This is a genomic window from Rhizobium terrae, assembly GCF_003425685.1.
In the GTDB taxonomy this organism is placed as follows: Bacteria; Pseudomonadota; Alphaproteobacteria; order Rhizobiales; family Rhizobiaceae; genus Neorhizobium; species Neorhizobium terrae.
This window is the reverse complement of record NZ_QJKM01000023.1, coordinates 1-17923: the sequence shown is the minus strand read 5'-3', so window position 1 is coordinate 17923 and position 17923 is coordinate 1. Positions and strand designations below refer to the sequence as shown.

At 54.1% G+C, this 17923-nt stretch carries 12 protein-coding genes and 4 pseudogenes; 12 read left to right on the top strand and 4 right to left on the bottom strand.

The features are described from left to right. Nucleotides 1-17 precede the first annotated feature (17 nt). The 10 genes and pseudogenes from DMO26_RS29435 (at nucleotide 18) to DMO26_RS29390 (ending at nucleotide 12220) form a co-directional block, all read left to right on the top strand. Nucleotides 18-1814, top strand: coding sequence for an FAD/NAD(P)-binding protein (locus DMO26_RS29435; RefSeq protein ID WP_117195880.1), 1797 nt, complete (start codon nucleotides 18-20; stop codon nucleotides 1812-1814). After that, a complete protein-coding gene (locus tag DMO26_RS29430; protein WP_117195879.1) occupies nucleotides 1811-2032 on the top strand; it encodes a hypothetical protein in 222 nt (73 codons plus the stop codon). Before DMO26_RS29435 ends, DMO26_RS29430 begins: the two co-directional genes overlap by 4 nt. 1037 nt (nucleotides 2033-3069) lie before the next feature. Further along, nucleotides 3070-3333: pseudogene (locus DMO26_RS29425) on the top strand (IS30 family transposase); the annotation flags it as partial. 1248 nt (nucleotides 3334-4581) lie between these two features. Further along, nucleotides 4582-5853: an ABC transporter substrate-binding protein gene (locus tag DMO26_RS29420; RefSeq protein ID WP_117195878.1), complete on the top strand. Its 1272-nt coding sequence runs from the start codon at nucleotides 4582-4584 to the stop codon at nucleotides 5851-5853. 48 nt (nucleotides 5854-5901) lie between these two features. After that, nucleotides 5902-6783 (top strand): carbohydrate ABC transporter permease, encoded by an 882-nt coding sequence (locus DMO26_RS29415; protein WP_117195877.1) that lies wholly within the window; start codon nucleotides 5902-5904, stop codon nucleotides 6781-6783. Beyond that, nucleotides 6776-7609, top strand: a complete 834-nt coding sequence (locus tag DMO26_RS29410) for a carbohydrate ABC transporter permease (protein ID WP_117195876.1) — start codon at nucleotides 6776-6778, stop codon at nucleotides 7607-7609. Before DMO26_RS29415 ends, DMO26_RS29410 begins: the two co-directional genes overlap by 8 nt. A gap of 21 nt (nucleotides 7610-7630) precedes the next feature. Further along, on the top strand, nucleotides 7631-9025 hold the full coding sequence (locus DMO26_RS29405; protein WP_162895103.1) for a phosphodiester glycosidase family protein: 1395 nt from the start codon (nucleotides 7631-7633) through the stop codon (nucleotides 9023-9025). Further along, nucleotides 9022-10146, top strand: coding sequence for an ROK family transcriptional regulator (locus DMO26_RS29400; RefSeq protein ID WP_117195874.1), 1125 nt, complete (start codon nucleotides 9022-9024; stop codon nucleotides 10144-10146). Before DMO26_RS29405 ends, DMO26_RS29400 begins: the two co-directional genes overlap by 4 nt. Before the next feature lie 29 nt (nucleotides 10147-10175). After that, complete coding sequence (locus tag DMO26_RS29395) at nucleotides 10176-11264, top strand: ABC transporter ATP-binding protein (protein ID WP_117195919.1); 1089 nt, start codon at nucleotides 10176-10178, stop codon at nucleotides 11262-11264. Next, the gene (locus tag DMO26_RS29390) at nucleotides 11261-12220 is read left to right on the top strand and encodes a nucleoside hydrolase (protein WP_226951461.1); all 960 of its coding nucleotides are present in this window, start codon (nucleotides 11261-11263) and stop codon (nucleotides 12218-12220) included. The genes DMO26_RS29395 and DMO26_RS29390 overlap by 4 nt, the downstream gene beginning before the upstream one ends. A 268-nt stretch (nucleotides 12221-12488) precedes the next feature. Here the strand turns inward: DMO26_RS29390 and DMO26_RS29385 are convergent, their stop codons facing one another. The 4 genes and pseudogenes from DMO26_RS29385 to DMO26_RS29375 all read right to left on the bottom strand — a co-directional run. After that, entirely contained in the window at nucleotides 12489-13256 is a 768-nt protein-coding gene (locus DMO26_RS29385) for a hypothetical protein (RefSeq protein WP_117195873.1), read from the bottom strand. A gap of 313 nt (nucleotides 13257-13569) precedes the next feature. Continuing rightward, nucleotides 13570-13796 (bottom strand): annotated as a pseudogene (locus tag DMO26_RS29380) (IS6 family transposase); the annotation flags it as partial. Nucleotides 13797-13860: 64 nt separating this feature from the next. After that, nucleotides 13861-14820, bottom strand: coding sequence for a hypothetical protein (locus DMO26_RS33920; protein ID WP_162895102.1), 960 nt, complete (start codon nucleotides 14818-14820; stop codon nucleotides 13861-13863). A gap of 532 nt (nucleotides 14821-15352) precedes the next feature. Next, nucleotides 15353-15469: pseudogene (locus tag DMO26_RS29375) on the bottom strand (IS110 family transposase); the annotation flags it as partial. A 156-nt stretch (nucleotides 15470-15625) separates the two neighbouring features. On the opposite strand from DMO26_RS29375, the pseudogene istA reads away from it, so the two are divergent. Together istA and istB are read left to right on the top strand one after the other, a co-directional pair. Further along, nucleotides 15626-17138 (top strand): annotated as a pseudogene (gene istA / locus DMO26_RS29365) (IS21 family transposase). Between the two features lie 11 nt (nucleotides 17139-17149). Beyond that, nucleotides 17150-17845: an IS21-like element helper ATPase IstB gene (istB, locus tag DMO26_RS29360; protein ID WP_205421279.1), complete on the top strand. Its 696-nt coding sequence runs from the start codon at nucleotides 17150-17152 to the stop codon at nucleotides 17843-17845. Nucleotides 17846-17923 lie beyond the last annotated feature (78 nt).

Here is a 17923-nt window from a genome sequence, read left to right as displayed (position 1 = left end):
ATGTTCTTGGAAAACCAATGTCAAAAATTGAATTCATCCCGAGCCCGGCTCCGGCTTATACAAAGTCCGTTGCTGTGATCGGATGCGGGCCAACCGCGCTTTACTTCCTCAAGCATGTTCTGGATAACCGTTCGGACAGGCTTAACATCACCTTCTTCAGTGCATCGGATAGGCTGGGTTCAGGCGTATCCTATCATCATGACCGGGTTGGAGACCAGACTCTGGCGAATATTGCCTGCGAAGAAATCCCCAACATCGTAATGGCGCCCAACGAATGGTTCATAAGCCGACCGAAATACTGGCTTGAACAAAATCGCATGGATTCTCGCCGGATCGGACCAGGTTACATACCGACACGACATGTCTTGGGGGAATATTTCGAAGCCCAGTTCAAGATGCTGCTCGTCAATGCAGCGAAGTTGGGCATCGCGGTCCGCTGCCTACGTCAATCAACCGTGACGGACGTCGTTCCTGCCGCAAACGGAGTAAAAGTCGTCTTTCTCAAAGACGGCGAAGCCAAGACTATGGAGTTTGAATCGGCCGTGATAGCGACCGGGCATCTCTGGCGAGGTGAGGATGCCTCCAAGCCTCGTTTCATGGCATCTCCCTGGCCCATTTCCAAAGTGGTGAGAACGGAAGGACGCAATATCGGCCTGATCGGCACTTCCCTGTCCGCTATGGATGCCTGTTTGGCCCTAGCAAGAAAGAACGGTGTATTTGCCCGGGATTTCGATGGGCGGCTGAAATTTCTCCCCAATTTCGACCTGCACGATTTCCGGATCGTCATGCACTCGTGCAAGGGGCTGTTGCCGCCCATCCGCGTTCATTCCGAATATCCGCGTTTCGAAATGTATTCGTATATCAGTCGGGCCGATATTCACGGGCATATCGAGCAAAACAATGGTCACCTTTCACTCGATTTCCTGTTCGAACGCGTGTTGAAGACGGTTTTGAAAGAAAAATCCCCGGAAGTATTCGATGTCATAGAAAAAATGGATTTCGAGAAATTTATCGGATTTCTCCAGAAGCGCCACAAGGCGAGAGATCCCTTCGAGCTCCTTAGGGAAGAATACGCAATCTCCGCTGCGTCCATTCGAGATCGTGGCCCGATCTACTGGAAGGAAGTGCTCGACGACATCGCCTATACGCTCAACTTCCACATCCGGTATCTCAAACCCGGCGACATCATACGCGTTCACAATCAGCTCATGCCGTTGCTCACTTATCTCATTGGCGTCTTGCCCCAACAATCGTGCGAACAGATTCTAGCGCTGCATGAAGCCGATTGCCTGAGCGTCGTCAACATCGGTCACAACCTGACAATTTCCGGGGGCATGGACGATGAACCGGCCAGCCTTGTATTTCACCATCCGCAGACAGGACAGAAAACGACGCTCTCCTACGACTTTATCGTGGATTGCCGCGGACAGAAATCGATTGATCTTGCCGATTTTCCATTCCAGACTCTGGTTGACACCGGTGTCGTCACTGCGGCCAAAATCAAGCTGGAACCCAAAGCGCCAGATGGCGGAGACGAACATGTGATCGGAGGTGTTAGCGTCGACGAGTGCTTTCATCCGATTTCCAGCACAGGAATGTCAATCCTATCAATATTCATCCTGGCTGCGCCGATTATCTCCGGAATCTACCCCTATCAATCAGGTCTTCCGTTTTGCAGTGAAGTGGCAAAAGTCGCTGCAGACACGCTCCACAAACAGGTGGCATCCGAATGGAAAGGAAGGGCCGCGGCGCTGCCCGCAGCGAGGCAGTCGCTGAGTGTCGGAGGCATGGGTGGCAGGAGGCAGAGTCCGTGAAAGTTGTTCGTTTTGTCGTTGGCCAGGACGAACGCGCCAACTGGATCGTTCATGACCAGCTGGGCGTTGTGGGTGGAATTTTTGTCTCAAAGGCCGCAGCTCTTCAGTTCGCACGACGCGAGGCTTGCCAGGACATGGCCCTTGTTTCAGTTGCAGATGACGGCATGATCGTTGATTTCGCACAGATTGGGGATGTGGCCTGCCGGCGCGCCGCCTGATCTTTATAGTAGAACAGCGCGAACATGACCACGATAAAATGTCTTAAGCCAGTATAGGCTGAGGTTGTTAGTCTCGAATGGACGGCCGATTTCGTCACCAGATAGCGACTTTACCGACTGGAAAGAAACGACACAATTATACGAGCCCTTGTCCATCACCGCGCCGCCTGGTATCCCGCTGCCGGTCATCTCGGCGAGTTCTGTTTAAATTTTCCCTTTGGGCCACGGTATCAAGATCGCCGCTAGCGATTGCTGTCAAAATCTTACCCCGCATCTCGGGACCATATGGGCCAAAAGCTTCGTACTCGGCCGCGGCGCCAGGATTGCGGTTTTTCCCTGCGACTGCTTCCATCACTCTGGCTCTAAGCCTCATCCGATCGGTATCCTCCTTACCTGCTGCGGGCGGCGACAATCTCTGTTTCTTTTGCCGAGCCGTGTCGCGTCGGGGGGGCTCCTCCTCGGCTTGTCGTTTTCTACTCTTTGTGTTCAACCTACGAATTGGGGTCCGCGACGAAGCCGGCGGTAGTTGGGCTAAGGGCGCCATCGTCAACGACGTCGGATCAACCGTATTAGTCTCGGGAATAACGGGGGACGAAGGCGCGAGAAAAGTGGGAGGAGTGTAAGGCGTTGAAGGTGTATCGACCTCTACAACAGGTGGCGACGATTTATCCTGAAGCTCTGCCAAGCTCGAGCTGGTTGAGCTTCCGGAGCGTTTGCGCAGTCCGGCAGGAAAAAGGTCCGAGGTTCTGTCGAGAGCGCCCGGATCTCGTTCCCGTTTCAGCATTTCATCAAGACGATCGAAATAGTCGAAGAAGTCTTCTCTGAACTGCAGCCGATGCGGGAGTTCCCCTAGTGTTTCCACGGAAGCGGGTTCCCAATCGGTACCGGAGCTTGCGTCTTTCGTTGGCATCCTGGATCTCCCATGGCTATAGAGCGGGAATTTGACGCAGTCTTCACCATCTCGAACCAAATCCCCAATGCTTAAAGGCTTCAACCGTAATATTGCAGAGCTTTCCACTTTCTGGACCCAGGTGACTGGTTACTTCGGCACCATCGCTGACGACATGAGCAAGGAGCGCCGCCGACGGCTGCGCAAGCTCAGACGACATCCACAGCTGCGAGACCTGATTATCGATCGATTGAGGGCCAAATGGTCACCGGAACAGATTGCCGGCCGGCTGTTGACTGACGGGATCAGCCCAGTCAGCATCTGCCCGGAAACGATCCATCGCTTCATCTATTGCAAGGAGGATTATCTGCTTGGCCTTTACGAGCACCTACCTGAGCGACGCCTGCCGCGTGGATCCCATTCTCCGGGTGAGGCGAAGTTGGCGGATGTCTGGAATTGCGCTGCATCGTCAGCACGAACCGTCTGGATAGCAATCACCTGCGGATTTTTTACGAGGCGGTTCGGCAACAACACCGGCGTTGGCAAGCGAGCGATCGCTTCGCTGCCTCGAGGACGACATTAGAGAGAAATGGGCTGCCAGAACTGGATCTTCCTTGAGATGCACGTCCCAAGCCGAGTGCTCTATTTGCCCGGAGATGAAGCAAAGCATCAGCATCTGTTGTGACATGGAAAGCGGGGCGATTACTTCAGAGAGGGTCCTTTCCCGAAGAGCAGGGCCGGCAGAGGCGTTGAATTCCGCTAAACCTGAATGACATTCGGGCTCAGAACAAGAAAACCCACCTACGTAATTTTCGTAATACATAACTGAATTCCTTAAAAAGAGACATTGTGCGCTCAAAAATGACGCTGCACGATGACAAACATATGCCCTATGCTGGAGAAAGGCTTCCGGAGAACCGTTTCAGCTGAAATGGAATAAGTTTTTGTAATGCGCCGGACATTGGCAACAGAGATCTGAGGTTGACGCAGCGATTTCAGCCGCTGCCGCAACCAGGATCGAGAGGCTCATGACGTGCGTCTACTGATGGTGCGAAGTGACCAGCCACATGGCCCGGCTCACCTCAAGAGAAACAAATAATCGTGCCCAGATCCGCGCGGACCGCGGCCGTATTGTCATAATCATTATGGGAAGCTTTGCAAGGTCGTCGCCGTGGGATCGATTGCATCTTGTACGACTGCCCTCTCATAGAGCGCTGGGCGCGTTCACGCCCCATGGAATCTAAAACCGAGGGGCCGTCATCACCCACCCCACTCCGCCCTTGCAGCCGGAATCAGCTGGTCAGATCGGGCTGGTCGACGTGCCGTATGGCAGCGCAAAGTGACGTTTTAACTTTGCTTAAAACTGGACATTCCAACTCCCGGAAGATTTATTTAGCATATTGAAATAGATAACAAAGTTATCAGGAGTAGAAGCTCTTCTCACTATCGAAAGACTTCAGGCATCCCCCTGCTCGTGCGACATACACCTTACGTCTCCCATTTCCATCATCGCACAGCGTTTGGCCTCGACCCGCACGTTCCCGCTCTCTCTGGCATGCCGCCGGACCGTCACACAGGCGTCGCATAAAAATGCAATTGACTTTAATTAATTTCCATGATGGAAATTAATTAGCGAGATTTCTCGGAGGAGCGCTTCGTGATGCGAACACTATATTTTGCTGCCGGATTGACATTGGGAACGGCTTTTACGGCACAAGCCGCCGACGTGACGTTGCGTTACATGAGTTGGGATGCCGCTCAGATTGAGCGCGAAAAACCTGCTATCGCGGCTTTTGAGGCCGCGCATCCGGGGGTCAAGGTACAAACCCAAGGACTTCCTGTGAAGGACTTTTGGCCCAGGCTTTCTGCGCTGGCCGCCTCTGGGGATCTCCCGGATGTCTTTACAATGTCATCGGGCTACATCCAGCAATGGACTGATGCTGGAAACCTTACAGACCTGACGCCCTACACGAAGGACCTCGATCTGAGCGCATACACAAAAAGCGCTGTAGAAACCGGCCAAATAAACGGAGGCCTTTACTCTCTGCCGTTGAGTTGGTCCGGCCCAGTTCTCTTCTACAACAAGAATATGTTCGATGCTGCAGGTCTGACTTATCCGACTGGTGCTTGGACCTGGAGTGATTTCTTGGCGGCCGCGAAAAAGCTGACGGTCGATAAGAACGGAGATGGAAAGCCGGACGACTGGGGCTACTCTGTTTTTGGCCGTTACGCTCAGGTCGATGGCTGGGTCTATCGTAATGGGGGCCGGTACCTCAACAAAGACGCTACCAAACTTGAGCCAAACGTAGAGGCTATTAATACCCTGAAATTCCTGACCAATCTGGTGCTGAAAGAAAAGGTCGCCCCGTATCCAAAAGATCTGCAGGGAATACGATACCAGGACGTCTTTCCGATGGGAATGTCTGCGATGTGGGTGGACGGCTCCTGGAACATTAACAACGTCCGGACCGTGGCAGGAAATAAGTTCAAGTGGGGTATCGCGGAGATTCCGAAAGGGCCGGACGCAACAGCTGAAACAGTCCGTGCATACGCATGGCCGGACATGTTTTCCGTCAGTGCGAATTCGAAAAACAAGGAGCTTGCTTTTGCCTTCATCCGGCACATGACCGGCGAGACGAGAAACGCGACAGATTTCTTGGGCGGTACAGTGCCAGCGTTTAAGGCGATTGCTGCACGTGAGGCGTGGCTCGAACGGGACAAGCAGCCCGACAACAAAGAGGTCATCCTGAAAATTGGCGAGCAGAACCTCTACACGGGATTTTCGCGCAACTGGGATGCATGGCGGGGCTATGGCGCGTCCGGCTCCGGAGGAATGAATGGAGAACTCGACGAAGTTTTCAACGGGCGGAAGTCGCTCGATGAGGCAGTGAAGAGCTTCACGACCTACGCCAATGACGCGCTCAGCCGCTGACCTCAAAATTTGGGAGGTAGGAACCTGCCGCCCATTCGGGGAAACGAGATGTCTTCACAAACCGCGCAGCGCTTCACATGGCTCGCCTTTCTATTTCTGCTTCCGACCCTGCTTGGTCTTTTGATTTTCCGTCTTGTTCCGATCGTCGGTGCGTTCGTGACGTCCTTCACGAGATGGCAAATATTCGACAAGCCGAGATGGATTGGTCTCGACAACTATATCAACATCTTGACCTCGCCGGTTGCAGCGAAGGTATTCATAAATACCGCGTGGTTTACCATGATCTACGTTCCAGGTGTCATCGTCCTGGCGCTCTTTCTGGCTGTCTTGTTGAACAATAGCCTAAAAATATCGGCGTTCTTCCGTGGGGCATTCTTTCTCCCCTACATAACGTCTACAGTGGCAGTCACACTCGTGTGGCGTTGGATATTTTCGACAAAGTTCGGGATTCTCAACAACCTGCTTATCGGCCTCGGATATTCCGACCCGCCGGCTTGGCTTGCCGACCCCATATGGTCATTGCCTGCTGTAGCAATCGTTTCGGTGTGGAAGGATAGCGGCTTTTTCATGCTGTTATTGCTCGCCGGTCTCCAAACAATTGATCCTGGGGTTTATGAGGCAGCTCGAATGGATGGAGCAAAACGTCTTCGACAATTCTTCGATATCACGATGCCTCTTCTGTCCCGCAGCTTGTTCTTTGTGCTTATTCTGGCTCTCGTTCGCTCAACGCAGACATTTGAAATCACTTACGCGCTAACAGGCGGTGGGCCGAACGGCGCGTCAACCACCCTTGCTTACTTCGTATACGAGAACGCGTTTGTTCATTTCCAAATGGGTTATGCCTCGGCCCTTGCATACTTGCTATGCTTCGCGGTCGGACTCGTAACTCTCGCTAACTTCTACGTCCGCAAGAGATGGACCCATGAATAAGAATATCACCCTGATAGCGCTATACAGTGTCCTATCGCTCTATGCCCTCCTGACCCTTTCGCCATTCATATGGATGTTGATCACGTCGTTCAAAGAACCGGCGGACCTATTTCGGCTCCCGCCTAGTTTTGCCCCTACTCAGTTATTCACGGATGCGCCGTTTGCCAACTACACCTCAGCTTTGACAGAGCGTGATTTCTCGACATTTTTCATAAATTCGCTACTCGTTGCAGCGTGTTCAGCATCCGGGCAAGCACTGACTTGTGCGCTTGCAGGCTATGCGTTCGCAAAATTACCGTTCCGTGGGGGAAATATTCTATTTGCGTTGGTGCTTGCGACCGCGTTCGTTCCAACAGAAGTAACGATCATCCCGGAGTATTTGCTCATGAGGGGCTTGGGATGGATTGATACATTCCTACCACTCATCGTTCCGTCGTTTCTCGTCGGATCATTTGGCACGTTCATGCTCAGAGAGTATTTTTCAGCTCTTCCGAACGACTACGCCGAAGCCGCGCGGATGGATGGCGCATCCAACTTTCGCATCTTTCGAGACATCTATTTACCACTGTCGGTTCCAGCGCTGATTTCTGTCTTCATCGTCGCCTTCATCCATAGTTGGGACGAATTGCTGCGACCAATCCTCTACCTGAACTCGCCGGAACTATACACTGTTCCAAGGGGCCTGATGAGCCTGGTCAACGAATACGATTCAGAATGGACGCTCTTCATGGCTGGCTCTGTCGTTTCAATCCTGCCTCTCGCCGCAATTTACATCCTTGGCCAACGTTATGTCATCCAGGGCTTTGTCGGCGGCGGCGTAAAATAAGAATACCGGAAAATGTCTAAGATGCCCTCAATCATCAAGGAAACGGTTGCACTCGCCTCGGGATTCGAGGCGAACATCGCCATCGTCCACATCGATCACTTTAGCGTGGATCCGTTCAACTGGGTTCCGCCCTCTGAAATGGTCTTGCGCACAGAGGCGGCTCTAGCGACCGGCAGGCTGGGCGCTGAAACCTACCCGGTTCTCCATCCGAGTGTGAGAGTAGCTCGACCAGTCACATATGCGGGTTTTGAAAATCAAATCGAAATTTGGTCCGAACGAGTATCTACAATTGCCAGGCACTATCAAGACGCCGGCATAAGCCTTGCGAAGTTATGGCACGATCGACGTGGCACTACCCCGTCGGCCTATCCTGTGCCACTGGCTCATACGGATCTTATGCGACTGAGAAGTGCGACTTTGGCAAAAACTCAGATTTTCGCCAACGGGAACTATTTCCTTTTCGAGCCGAGAGAACTCGACACTCCTTTCGAAGCGTACGGCGATCCCGTAGGGATGGTTGCATCAGTGGGAACCATTCTCAACCCCCCTCAACTTCCACGGGCTTGCCTGGTCAGCGATGGATCCACATCCACAATTCGCCACCTAAGCTTCGCCGACATCAATATCATGTTGCCCGGAGCACTAACGATCGACGCTCATCAACGTGGGACGCTCGATGCAGAACAAACCGCCTCGACGCCTATCGCCATAGCCAGGTATTACGGCTCCACAGGTGGGCGTACCGATCGAGGCAAGAATGTCGTTGAAGTCGCAATTGTTGGTCGTCACGCGGTGGCGATGAGCAAAGGTGGTGACATGCCAATCCCCCGCTCGGGATGTGTGATCAGGTTTCCGAACGAGCCAGAGAAAAGCATTATCGCAGCCCTCCGGTCAGGAGAGCCGGTTTCATATTCACTGACCACAGGGAGGCTCGTAGACGGCGTACAAGCCGGGCCACAGCTAGTTACGAACGGGGTTATCGAAAATGGCGATGCCATCTTTCACCAGGAAGGTTTCTTCGTCGAAGACGAACAGGGAGACCTGATCCAACCCTCACCATTCAACTGGAAAGCCGATTGGCATCATACACGCGCCGCCAGGTTGGGAGCAGGGTTTGACGCGGCCGGAAGATTGTTCTTCCTGGGTGTTGAAGGGCAGTCGTCTTACACCAAGAGTGGCGGACCTCTCCGTGGCGCCACCCTGCACGACCTCGCGGAGCTGCTCGTGCGGTACGGGGCAGTGGACGCCATGCACCTGGATGGTGGGGGCTCGACACAGCTTTTCCGTCCTTTCGGTGGTTCAATCCTTCGTCCTGGCAATTTCTGCCGAGGTTTCGAAGACGTCGAGGCAGACTACGATCGTCCTTTGCCACTTGGACTACGTCTTGAACTCGCAAACATGGATGTACGTGGGTGATCTTCCATCAGAATCTTAACGGTCTCCAGCGCAAGACCCTTGAAAACATCATCTCCGGACGATCCCCAAGCCGTTTCGAGCTTGCCAGTCAGTTTGGCGTTTCTCCGCAGACGATGACACGCGCGGTCAAGGCGCTCATCGATGAAGGTGTGGTAGATGAGCAAGTCGAGACGACCGGCCAGCGGGGTCAGCCATCTCGTCGGCTCGTCTTTAAACACGGCAGTCTTCTCGCAGTTGGCCTTGTATTAGCAAACGACCGGCTGATCGTGATAGTGGAGGATCTCTCGGGAAATCGCCTTTCCAAAGACGAAGTAGACGGAGATTTTCGCGAACCCGGTCCTGCGCTCATACAAGCCGCAGCAATGGTCGAAGACGCGATCAAAAGAAATGGTGGCCGAGAGAAAATCGTCGGGATCGGAATTGCTGCGCAGGGCTTCTTCATAGAAAAAAGCCGCAGACTCGCCTCCATCGGGAGCCTTGCCGCATGGGCAGAAATAGACATAAAGACCTTTTTTGAAGAACGCTTTTCCGTTCCAGCCACGGTGCAGAACGATGCTAAAACTATCGCCGTAGGTACCATTCGCGAAGGCTTCCCCCGGCACTATAGCCATTACTTCTGCTTTTACCTCGGTAGCGGTATCGGTGGCGCGCTCGTAAGTGAAGGGCGCCTCTATGAAGGCGCCTCCGCAAACGCCGGTGAACTTGGAAGCTTTGTCACACGAAACGACACTCGCCCGACTGTTCCGAACTTTCTCAAAATAGCAGGTCTCCGATCAATCGGCGATTGGCCAGATAGTGCCAAGGTGGATGGTGACATCTTAGGCTGGTGCCGTTCCGCAGGCGAAGCATTGTCGCAGGCCGCGCAAATTGCCGTGCGAAGCTATGATGTGGAGTTCATTCTCGTCTGCTCAAACTTGCCGCAAGGTGTGCTGCGTGCGATCTGCAGCGCGGTTCGGGCCGAACCCATCGGCGCAAATCTCTTAGATCAAGAAAACGCCCGACGTCTTCTCAGATGGCCAATAGTGATCCCTATCAGCGAAGCTTCGCTCAATAGCGGAGCGTGTGCGTTGGCCACGTATAACTTCCTTCACTCTGCCGCTCCCGCAGAGCAGCAGGATTAGAACCTTAATAGATCAAAGGCAGCTCTATGATGGCATCGATTTCCCTTCGCAACGTTCTGAAAAGTTACGGAGAAAACGCCGTCGTACATGGCGTAAACCTTGAAATAAATTCAGGCGAATTTGTCGTAATTCTTGGGCCGTCGGGCTGTGGAAAATCGACGTTGCTTCGAATGATTGCTGGTCTGGAAGAGATTTCAGGCGGGGAAGTCAGGATTGAAGACCGCGCGGTGAATGAGCTTGAGCCGCGTGACCGCGGCTGCGCCATGGTTTTCCAGAATTACGCCTTATATCCTCATATGACGGTGGAAGCGAATATCGGCTATGCGCTCCGGGTGGCTGGTATTGCCGCACAGGAGCGACGTCGGCGAGTTGAAGAAACAGCGAGTATTGTTGGCCTTAGCTCCTTTCTCGACCGCAAACCCAGCGCCTTGTCGGGCGGGCAGCGTCAGCGCGTAGCCATGGCACGCGCCATGATTCGAGAACCCAAGGTTTTTCTTTTTGACGAACCGCTTTCGAACCTGGACGCTAAGCTCAGAGGCTCGATGAGGGCAGAAATTCGTAGGCTTCATAGGCAACTGAAGGCTACCTCGATATTCGTCACGCACGATCAACACGAAGCAATGACACTCGCGGACCGTATTATTGTGATGAACAACGGACGGGTTGAGCAAGTCGGCACTCCCGACGACATCTATCATCGTCCCGAGACAGCTTTCGTAGCCGGATTCGTCGGTACGCCAGCTATGAATTTGATGCCTGCAGTCGTCGAGGCAGATGGTTCGATTTCAACCAAACGTGGGACACGGCTACTCCAACGAGTGGGAGATGTTCAGCTTGAAAGCGGGCGAGAGGTCACATTTGGTATCCGCGCAGAAGCCGTTAGTCTTGTAGAGCCTGATGTTGCAGGAGCTATTGTCGGCACGATAGATTTTGTTGAAGAGCTGGGCGCAACGCGCATCATCCATGCCGAAGTTGACGGCATTCCTTTTTGCGCAACGACTCCCCGAAATATTCGCCTTGAACGAGGTACTCACGTAGGCTTCGCTTTCAAAAAGCACGCAGCTCACCTCTATTCAAGTGGTGATGGTCGCAAAGTTTTTGAAGGAGAACCAGCGTGAACCTGGAGCCCGATCTCGAATGCTTAATGAAGCTCAAACTTCCCCTAGGTCGCGTCCGCTGTGTCATCGACACCGATACTTTCAACGAAATTGACGATCAGTTTGCGATCGTTCAAGCACTTTTGTCGAAAGATCAACTGGATCTCCAAGCCATATACGCCGCCCCGTTCACGAACGCCAAGGTGGCAACACCTGGCGAAGGCATGGAGCTCAGCTACGATGAGATACTCCGCTTACTAATCCGCCTTGAAGTCGCAGCCGAGAGGTTGGTTTTCAAAGGCGTCTGCGAATATGTCGGTCCAGAAAAAGTCGCGCGCGACGCTGCAGCTGTAACCGATCTTATTGCCCGTGCCCGTGCCAGTTCGGTCGACGATCCATTATACGTCATTGCGATCGCCGCCATCAGCAATGTAGCCTCCGCCATCCTCTCGGCTCCAGACATTTGCGATAAAATCGTTGTCCTTTGGCTGGGTGGTCATGCCCTCGATTGGCCTAATGCGAAGGAGTTCAACCTTCGCCAGGATATCGGTGGAGCTCAAGTGTTATTTGATTGTGGGGTACCGCTTGTCCTGTTTCCATGTCGGGGAGTGGTCTCACATCTGACAACGACTGTTCCTGAAATTGAAGCGCATGTCGAACCGCATGGAGCAATCGGCGCGTTTCTCGCTGAACGTTTCAAATGCTATTCGGATGATCATGTCGGCTGGTCAAAAGAGATATGGGACATGGCGCCGGTTGCCTGGCTTATCGATCAATCATGGTTTGATAGTGTTTTGGTTCCGACACCGATCCTTACCGATCAGGCGACGTGGAGCGTCGACCGCTCACGACACGTTATGCGGTACGTCTTTCATTTGTATCGAGACCCCATTCTCAAAGATTTCTTCAGGAAGCTTCGCTCTCATCATCTCTCGGATGCGTCTGGAAAATTGCTCGCCGGTTGTTCGGACGTGTGAGGAAGATCGAATATTCGGCTGACAAGCTGTCCTAGCATTTGGAGCAACAGGCTTTTGCCTCTTTCCGGCCTCTTTCGGAGCCCAGCGTCTTTGCATATATGCCCACCTATCCGCAATAACCGGATCTTTCCGTCGTGCCATGGCTAATCTCCTTCAAACCCATTATGCACGCCCGTACACGAAACTCCTCACAGCCCCGAGTTTAGTGCCCGGAAGTGAGCCGTGATGCACTTTTCAGCGCAACGCGGGTTCGGCTCGCCTGCTCCGCTCAGCGCTCGACAGACAAGGCACGGTCGGCAAGCTGCAGCTTCAGCTGACTATTATGCGCAAGCCGCGCTGCCTCATCACGGCTTTTCATCTCATTGACCACCTTTGCAAAAGCTTCAGGGTGATCCGCTTCAGCGGGCTCGAACGGGACCTCCCGTGTGGCAAGTTGTACCGCAGGCCCACCGAACGCGCCCTTTAAAGTGGCTAGTTGTTCCGCGCTTGCCGCGCGCAGCAGCTCGTCTCCATGCGCCGTCACGCGTAACGCGAGCTTGCCCATGGCATTGTGGAAATTCGTTTCGTCTTGAAACTCCGAATCATCACGCCCGCAGAATGCGAGTGTCAGCGTTGCGATTTGCCCAATATTGGCTTGGGGTAGCAGGTCGTTACCACGCACTGCCACTTGCATCGCCACCGCCTCCGTCGCATCATCATCAATATCGTTTTTGGTAAACGCGTCGGCTAGTCTGGCGAGATGGTCGATATTAGCAGAGCTCAGCCGCTCCGGACCATCATTAATGGCCGCCCAGGCCACTCCGGTCAAAGCTTCTTTAAACGCTGGACCTCTTCGCGCACCAAAGGCGGCGGCCAAATCCGCGAGATGATCGGGAGTCGCATGTTTCAGCGCGCCCTCCACCTCCATTGCATGTACTTCATCCACTTCCGGCAACGGGCCGTTTTTGCTAAAGGCGTCTTCAACCGGAATACCGCTAACGACATCGTGGCAGACAGCAACATAATAAGATTTGGCGTTAGAATTTCTTCGCAGCATTACTTTTCTCCAGATCCTTGTCCCCGGGGGGCTAAACTATTGACGTACTTGCTGATCCTTAAAAGGTTGCAAGATCATTACGGGCATGGTGACGACTTAGCTGATTGACGATTTCCCGCGCCACCATCAGCTGTAACTCGTTTGGCAAAAGATCGAAGATGCGCTGCTGTTTAGCCGGAGCGCCTTCTCCCGAAAGTCTCTCTGTTCTGGACATGGGATGTCTCCCGAAAATACGGGCGGTTTCGGCTAGGTGAAATAATACCCTCTCAATTACAGTCCCATCGTAAAAAGCGTCAAATCCTGAACCAAAAGCAATATCATCCGGACTTGGCGGCTTCCGACGCAGGCGCGCGGCATAGTCCGGCCCGAATTCTTTGCCCAGCATCGGATCGTCTCATAGGAAACGACGATGCCGCGCTCCAACAGCATTTCCTCCACGAGGCGAAGGCTCAACGGGAACCGGAAATACAACCAGGCTGCATGGGCGATTACACCAGGAGGAAAACGATGGCGCTTGTAGTTGACTGGGCTCTTGCTCATCAGCGCGAAATAGCGGCAAACCTTTCAGCCCCAGTTAACCTGACATCACCCTCTAGCCAGTTGATCAACCGACACAGTCGGGCCCACTGCGGTCGTCTCGGCCTACAAACGCTCTGCTGTTTTGGTGATCCATGGTAATTGGCTTGGCTGTCACTTCGTTACGCAATAGCGGCCGTTCTGCATAAGATTTCCCATTATGAATAATCGGGCCGCGACTGTGTATTTCACTACGCGATGCAAGTCGATAAACACTGGGCGGCGGGCTGGACCGACTATGCGGCTTGCTAGCGATGCTCGAATCATCCGAGACCAGACTAGGCGGCGAACTGGCGAGCGAGGCACGGCTCAGAGAGGGGCGCTCTCCTCCACCGTAGAACGGATTGCTACGCAACGGGTTGGGATGCTCCATGCTGTCAAGCGGCTTGCTATCAGTGTTCGAACTGTCCGAGACCACGGTAGATGCCAAACTGCTGAGCGAGGCGGCACGGCCCAAAGAGGGGCGTTGTTCTCCACCGGAAACCGAATCCGTATGCAACAGGTCGGGAACATCGTCCTTTATCTCCTGCGCGAAAGAACGCCCCAGTCGAATACTGCCCAAACGGTTCAGAGCCGGGGGCTGTTCTCTGCTGGTGACCGTATTGCTGTGCAACGGGTCGGGGCGCAACAGTCCTCGAGGAGAACTCTGTATCTCCTGCGCGAAGGAAGACCTACTTCCCAAAATAAGCTCGTTCAAATGACGTTGGGATCCCAAAGCAGCCAACTTTGCCGACGAGAAGCCCCCGTCTCGCACACCCCTGCGGCGATCGAAATCTAGAGCGGACGGTTTGTTCTTTTGGGTCGCGAGGCTGCGGACATGATTGGCGATATCTTGCGCTTCCTTCTCCGCTCGCGCCACAGCCTTGCCTGGTTGCGTAATGCGTTCCAGCGCTTTGGAAAAGCTTGCGCCAAGTCGTCTCAATCCAGACACAAGCTTCGAGCCTGCATTATCGCCTGGGCCGGAGCTTTCGATATCAGCGTTTGCCAAAGCCAACTCCTGTGGAAATAAATTTTGAAGAAATTGCAGGGAGGGTAGCGGAGGAACACCCTCCCTGCAGGACGTGATTGAAATTGACTATTTAAGTATTCATACTTTTATTAAGGCGCATATAGCAATAATAATAACAAAACTAGATCATCTAGTTGAGCGTTAGTTATTGCTTTTAGCAGTGTCAATTTAGGGATTCTGATATTTATTTCAACTAAAGAGCCGTTTCAAATGTAATTTCGTGACCTGGTCCGAAACGTCAATTTGATTCGGCAGAAAAATCTCCTTTCCTCCGTTTTACTTTTTAAGCGATTGAGGCTTGGAAGGCCGAAATTGATATCAGGGAAGCCTGAGAGCCCTCTCTGATTGGGGTCTTTGAAATCAAGCTCTCCTGATCTAAATCTCGGATCACCGAGCCTGAGGTTCTGGGTCTCTTATGAGATCACCTTTGCCCATCGTCCTACGGAACGATCCCGATTGCCCTTTCAGGCGGAATTTGACGCTTGAGCCTTCCCTTTCTGGTTGTTCGTCATCAAGTTGCCGCGAGGTCGATGTTGATGGCGGTCTGTTTTCCGAACTGGAATTCGGCGCCATCGCACCCCATGCGATGCAGGATCACGGCAAGTTTGCGGGCGACCACGACACGCGCGCCATGCTGCGGATTCCGACGTGAAGCCGGCCGGCATTCCGATCAAAGACCGGCCGATTTTCGGCACTGAAGAATACCCCCTGGGTCAGCAACTTTGGCATCAAATGGACCACGCGCACCGTGGAGATTTTGATGCCGGCAAAGAGAAGGCTGACCATGAAACAGTTACGACAAATGCTGCGGCTTGCCGGAAGCGGGACCAGCTCCCGTGAGATCGCGGTCGTGTTGGGAATAGCGCGCAGCACGGTGCAAGATAATTTGCGGCGAGCGGCCGAGATCGGATTGGGTTGGCCCTTGCCAGGCGACCTCACCGACGATGCTCTGGAGAACAAGCTTTTCGCCCGCAACGGCGTCAAGCAAGGCACCCGACGACGGACTGAGCCGGTCTGGGCCGAACTCGCTGTTGAGCTCAAGAGGCCTGGCGTCACACTGCTGATTCTCTGGGAGGAGTATCGGGCCGCAAATCCTGATGGTTATGGGTACAGCCGCTTTTGCGAGCTGTTCCGTGGCTTCGAACAACGTCTGTCTCCGACGATGCGCCAGGAGCGTGCTGCCGGCGACAAGGTCTTCGTGGATTATTCGGGGAAAAGGATCCCGATCGTCGACCGCACGACCGGTGAGATTCGCGAGGCGGAGATCTTCGTCGCGGTGCTCGGCGCCTCCAGCTTCACCTATGCAGAAGCAACCTGGACACAGACCCTGCCTGACTGGATCGGCTCGCATGTTCGCCTCTTTCGCTTCATCGGCGGTGTCCCGCGGCTGATCGTTCCCGACAATCTCAAGTCTGGGGTCAACCGTGCCAGTTTCTACGATCCCGAGATCAACCGAAGCTACGGTATGATGGCCTCGCACTACGGTGTTGGTGTTCTTCCGGCCCGGCCGAAACGGCCGAAGGACAAGTCGAAGGTCGAGAACGGTGTTCGTTTCGCTCAGTCCTGCATCCTTGGACGCCTGCGCAATCAGACCTTCTTCTCGCTGGCCGAGGCCAATGCGGCCATTGCTCAGGCTCTCGACCGCATCAACGATCACGTCATGCGCCGCCTTGGTGTCAGCCGTCGGCAATTGTTTGAGAATGTCGAGCGCACCGCGCTCGCACGCCTTCCCGGCGACGATTACGAGTTTGCGGAATGGCGATTGGTCCGTGTCTCGACCGACTATCACGTCGAATTACAAGACCTTCCTCTATTCCGTTCCACATGGCCTCATCCGCCAGCAGGTCGACCTCAGAGCGACGGCGCGCACCGTGGAGATCTTTCACCGCGGCAAGCGCGTCGCGGCTCATCAACGCCGATATGGTGGTCCTCGGCACGGCACTGATCCAGAGCACATGCCCAGTTCCCACCGGCGATATGCCGAGTGGACGCCCGATCGCTTTCGTCGCTGGGGCGCATCCATCGGGCCCAATACCGAAGGCTTGATCATCTCTGTTCTCGCGAGCCGTCCGCACCCGGAACAGGGCTTTCGAACATGCCTGGGCATCCTGCGCCTGTTTCGCGACATCGCTCGCGATCGCGCCGAGGCCGTATCAGCCAGAGCTGTCGAGATTGGAGGCTTGAACTGCAAAAGCATTGCCTCGCTTTTGGCCAACCACAAGGCCGCAAAACATTCCACCGAACCCTCCGCAATCATCGACCATGCCAATCTGCGTGGTCCCGGCTACTTTCATTAAGGACAAGACCAATGCTGACACACCCGACTATCGATCAACTACGAGCGCTTGGCCTTTACGGCATGGCCACGGCCTTCCAGGAGCTCAATGCTCAGTCAGAGGCCCGTGGCCTCGAACATGGCGAGTGGCTCGCAATCCTGCTTCAACGGGAAGCCACTATGCGCCAACAAAAGCGCTTCGAAGCGCGCGCCAGGGCAGCAAAGCTGCGCCATGACGCGCAGATCGAGAACACTGACTTCCGTGCAGCCCGCGGTCTTGATCGTAATCTGTTCATGACACTGGCCGGTTGCGATTGGATCAAAAAACACCACAGCCTTCTCATAACCGGCCCGGCCGGCGTCGGCAAAAGCTGGTTGGCGTGCGCGATCGGTCACAAAGCATGCCGCGAGGATTTCTCTGTCGCGTACCATCGCGTCCCTAGGTTGTTTGCTAACCTCGCACTGGCAAGAGGTGACGGCAGATATGGCCGGATCCTCAAATCGCTGGCCAAGATCGACCTGCTGATCCTTGATGACTGGGGCCTAGAAAAGCTCAACGACGACCAGCGCCGCGACCTCCTCGAGATTATCGAAGATCGCTACGAACGCCGATCTACCATCGTCACAAGTCAGGTACCCTTGGACCGGTGGTACGAGATCATCGCAAAACCAAGCATCGTAGACTGCCCCTATTGTCGACGGGGTGGTGCATCAGGTGACTATCATTGACCCGCGCCACGGCCTTGCGGGCCAGCGTCTTGAGCTGGTGTCAGTCCAGTCCGGCCGCGGTGCGGCATTCGTTGTCGT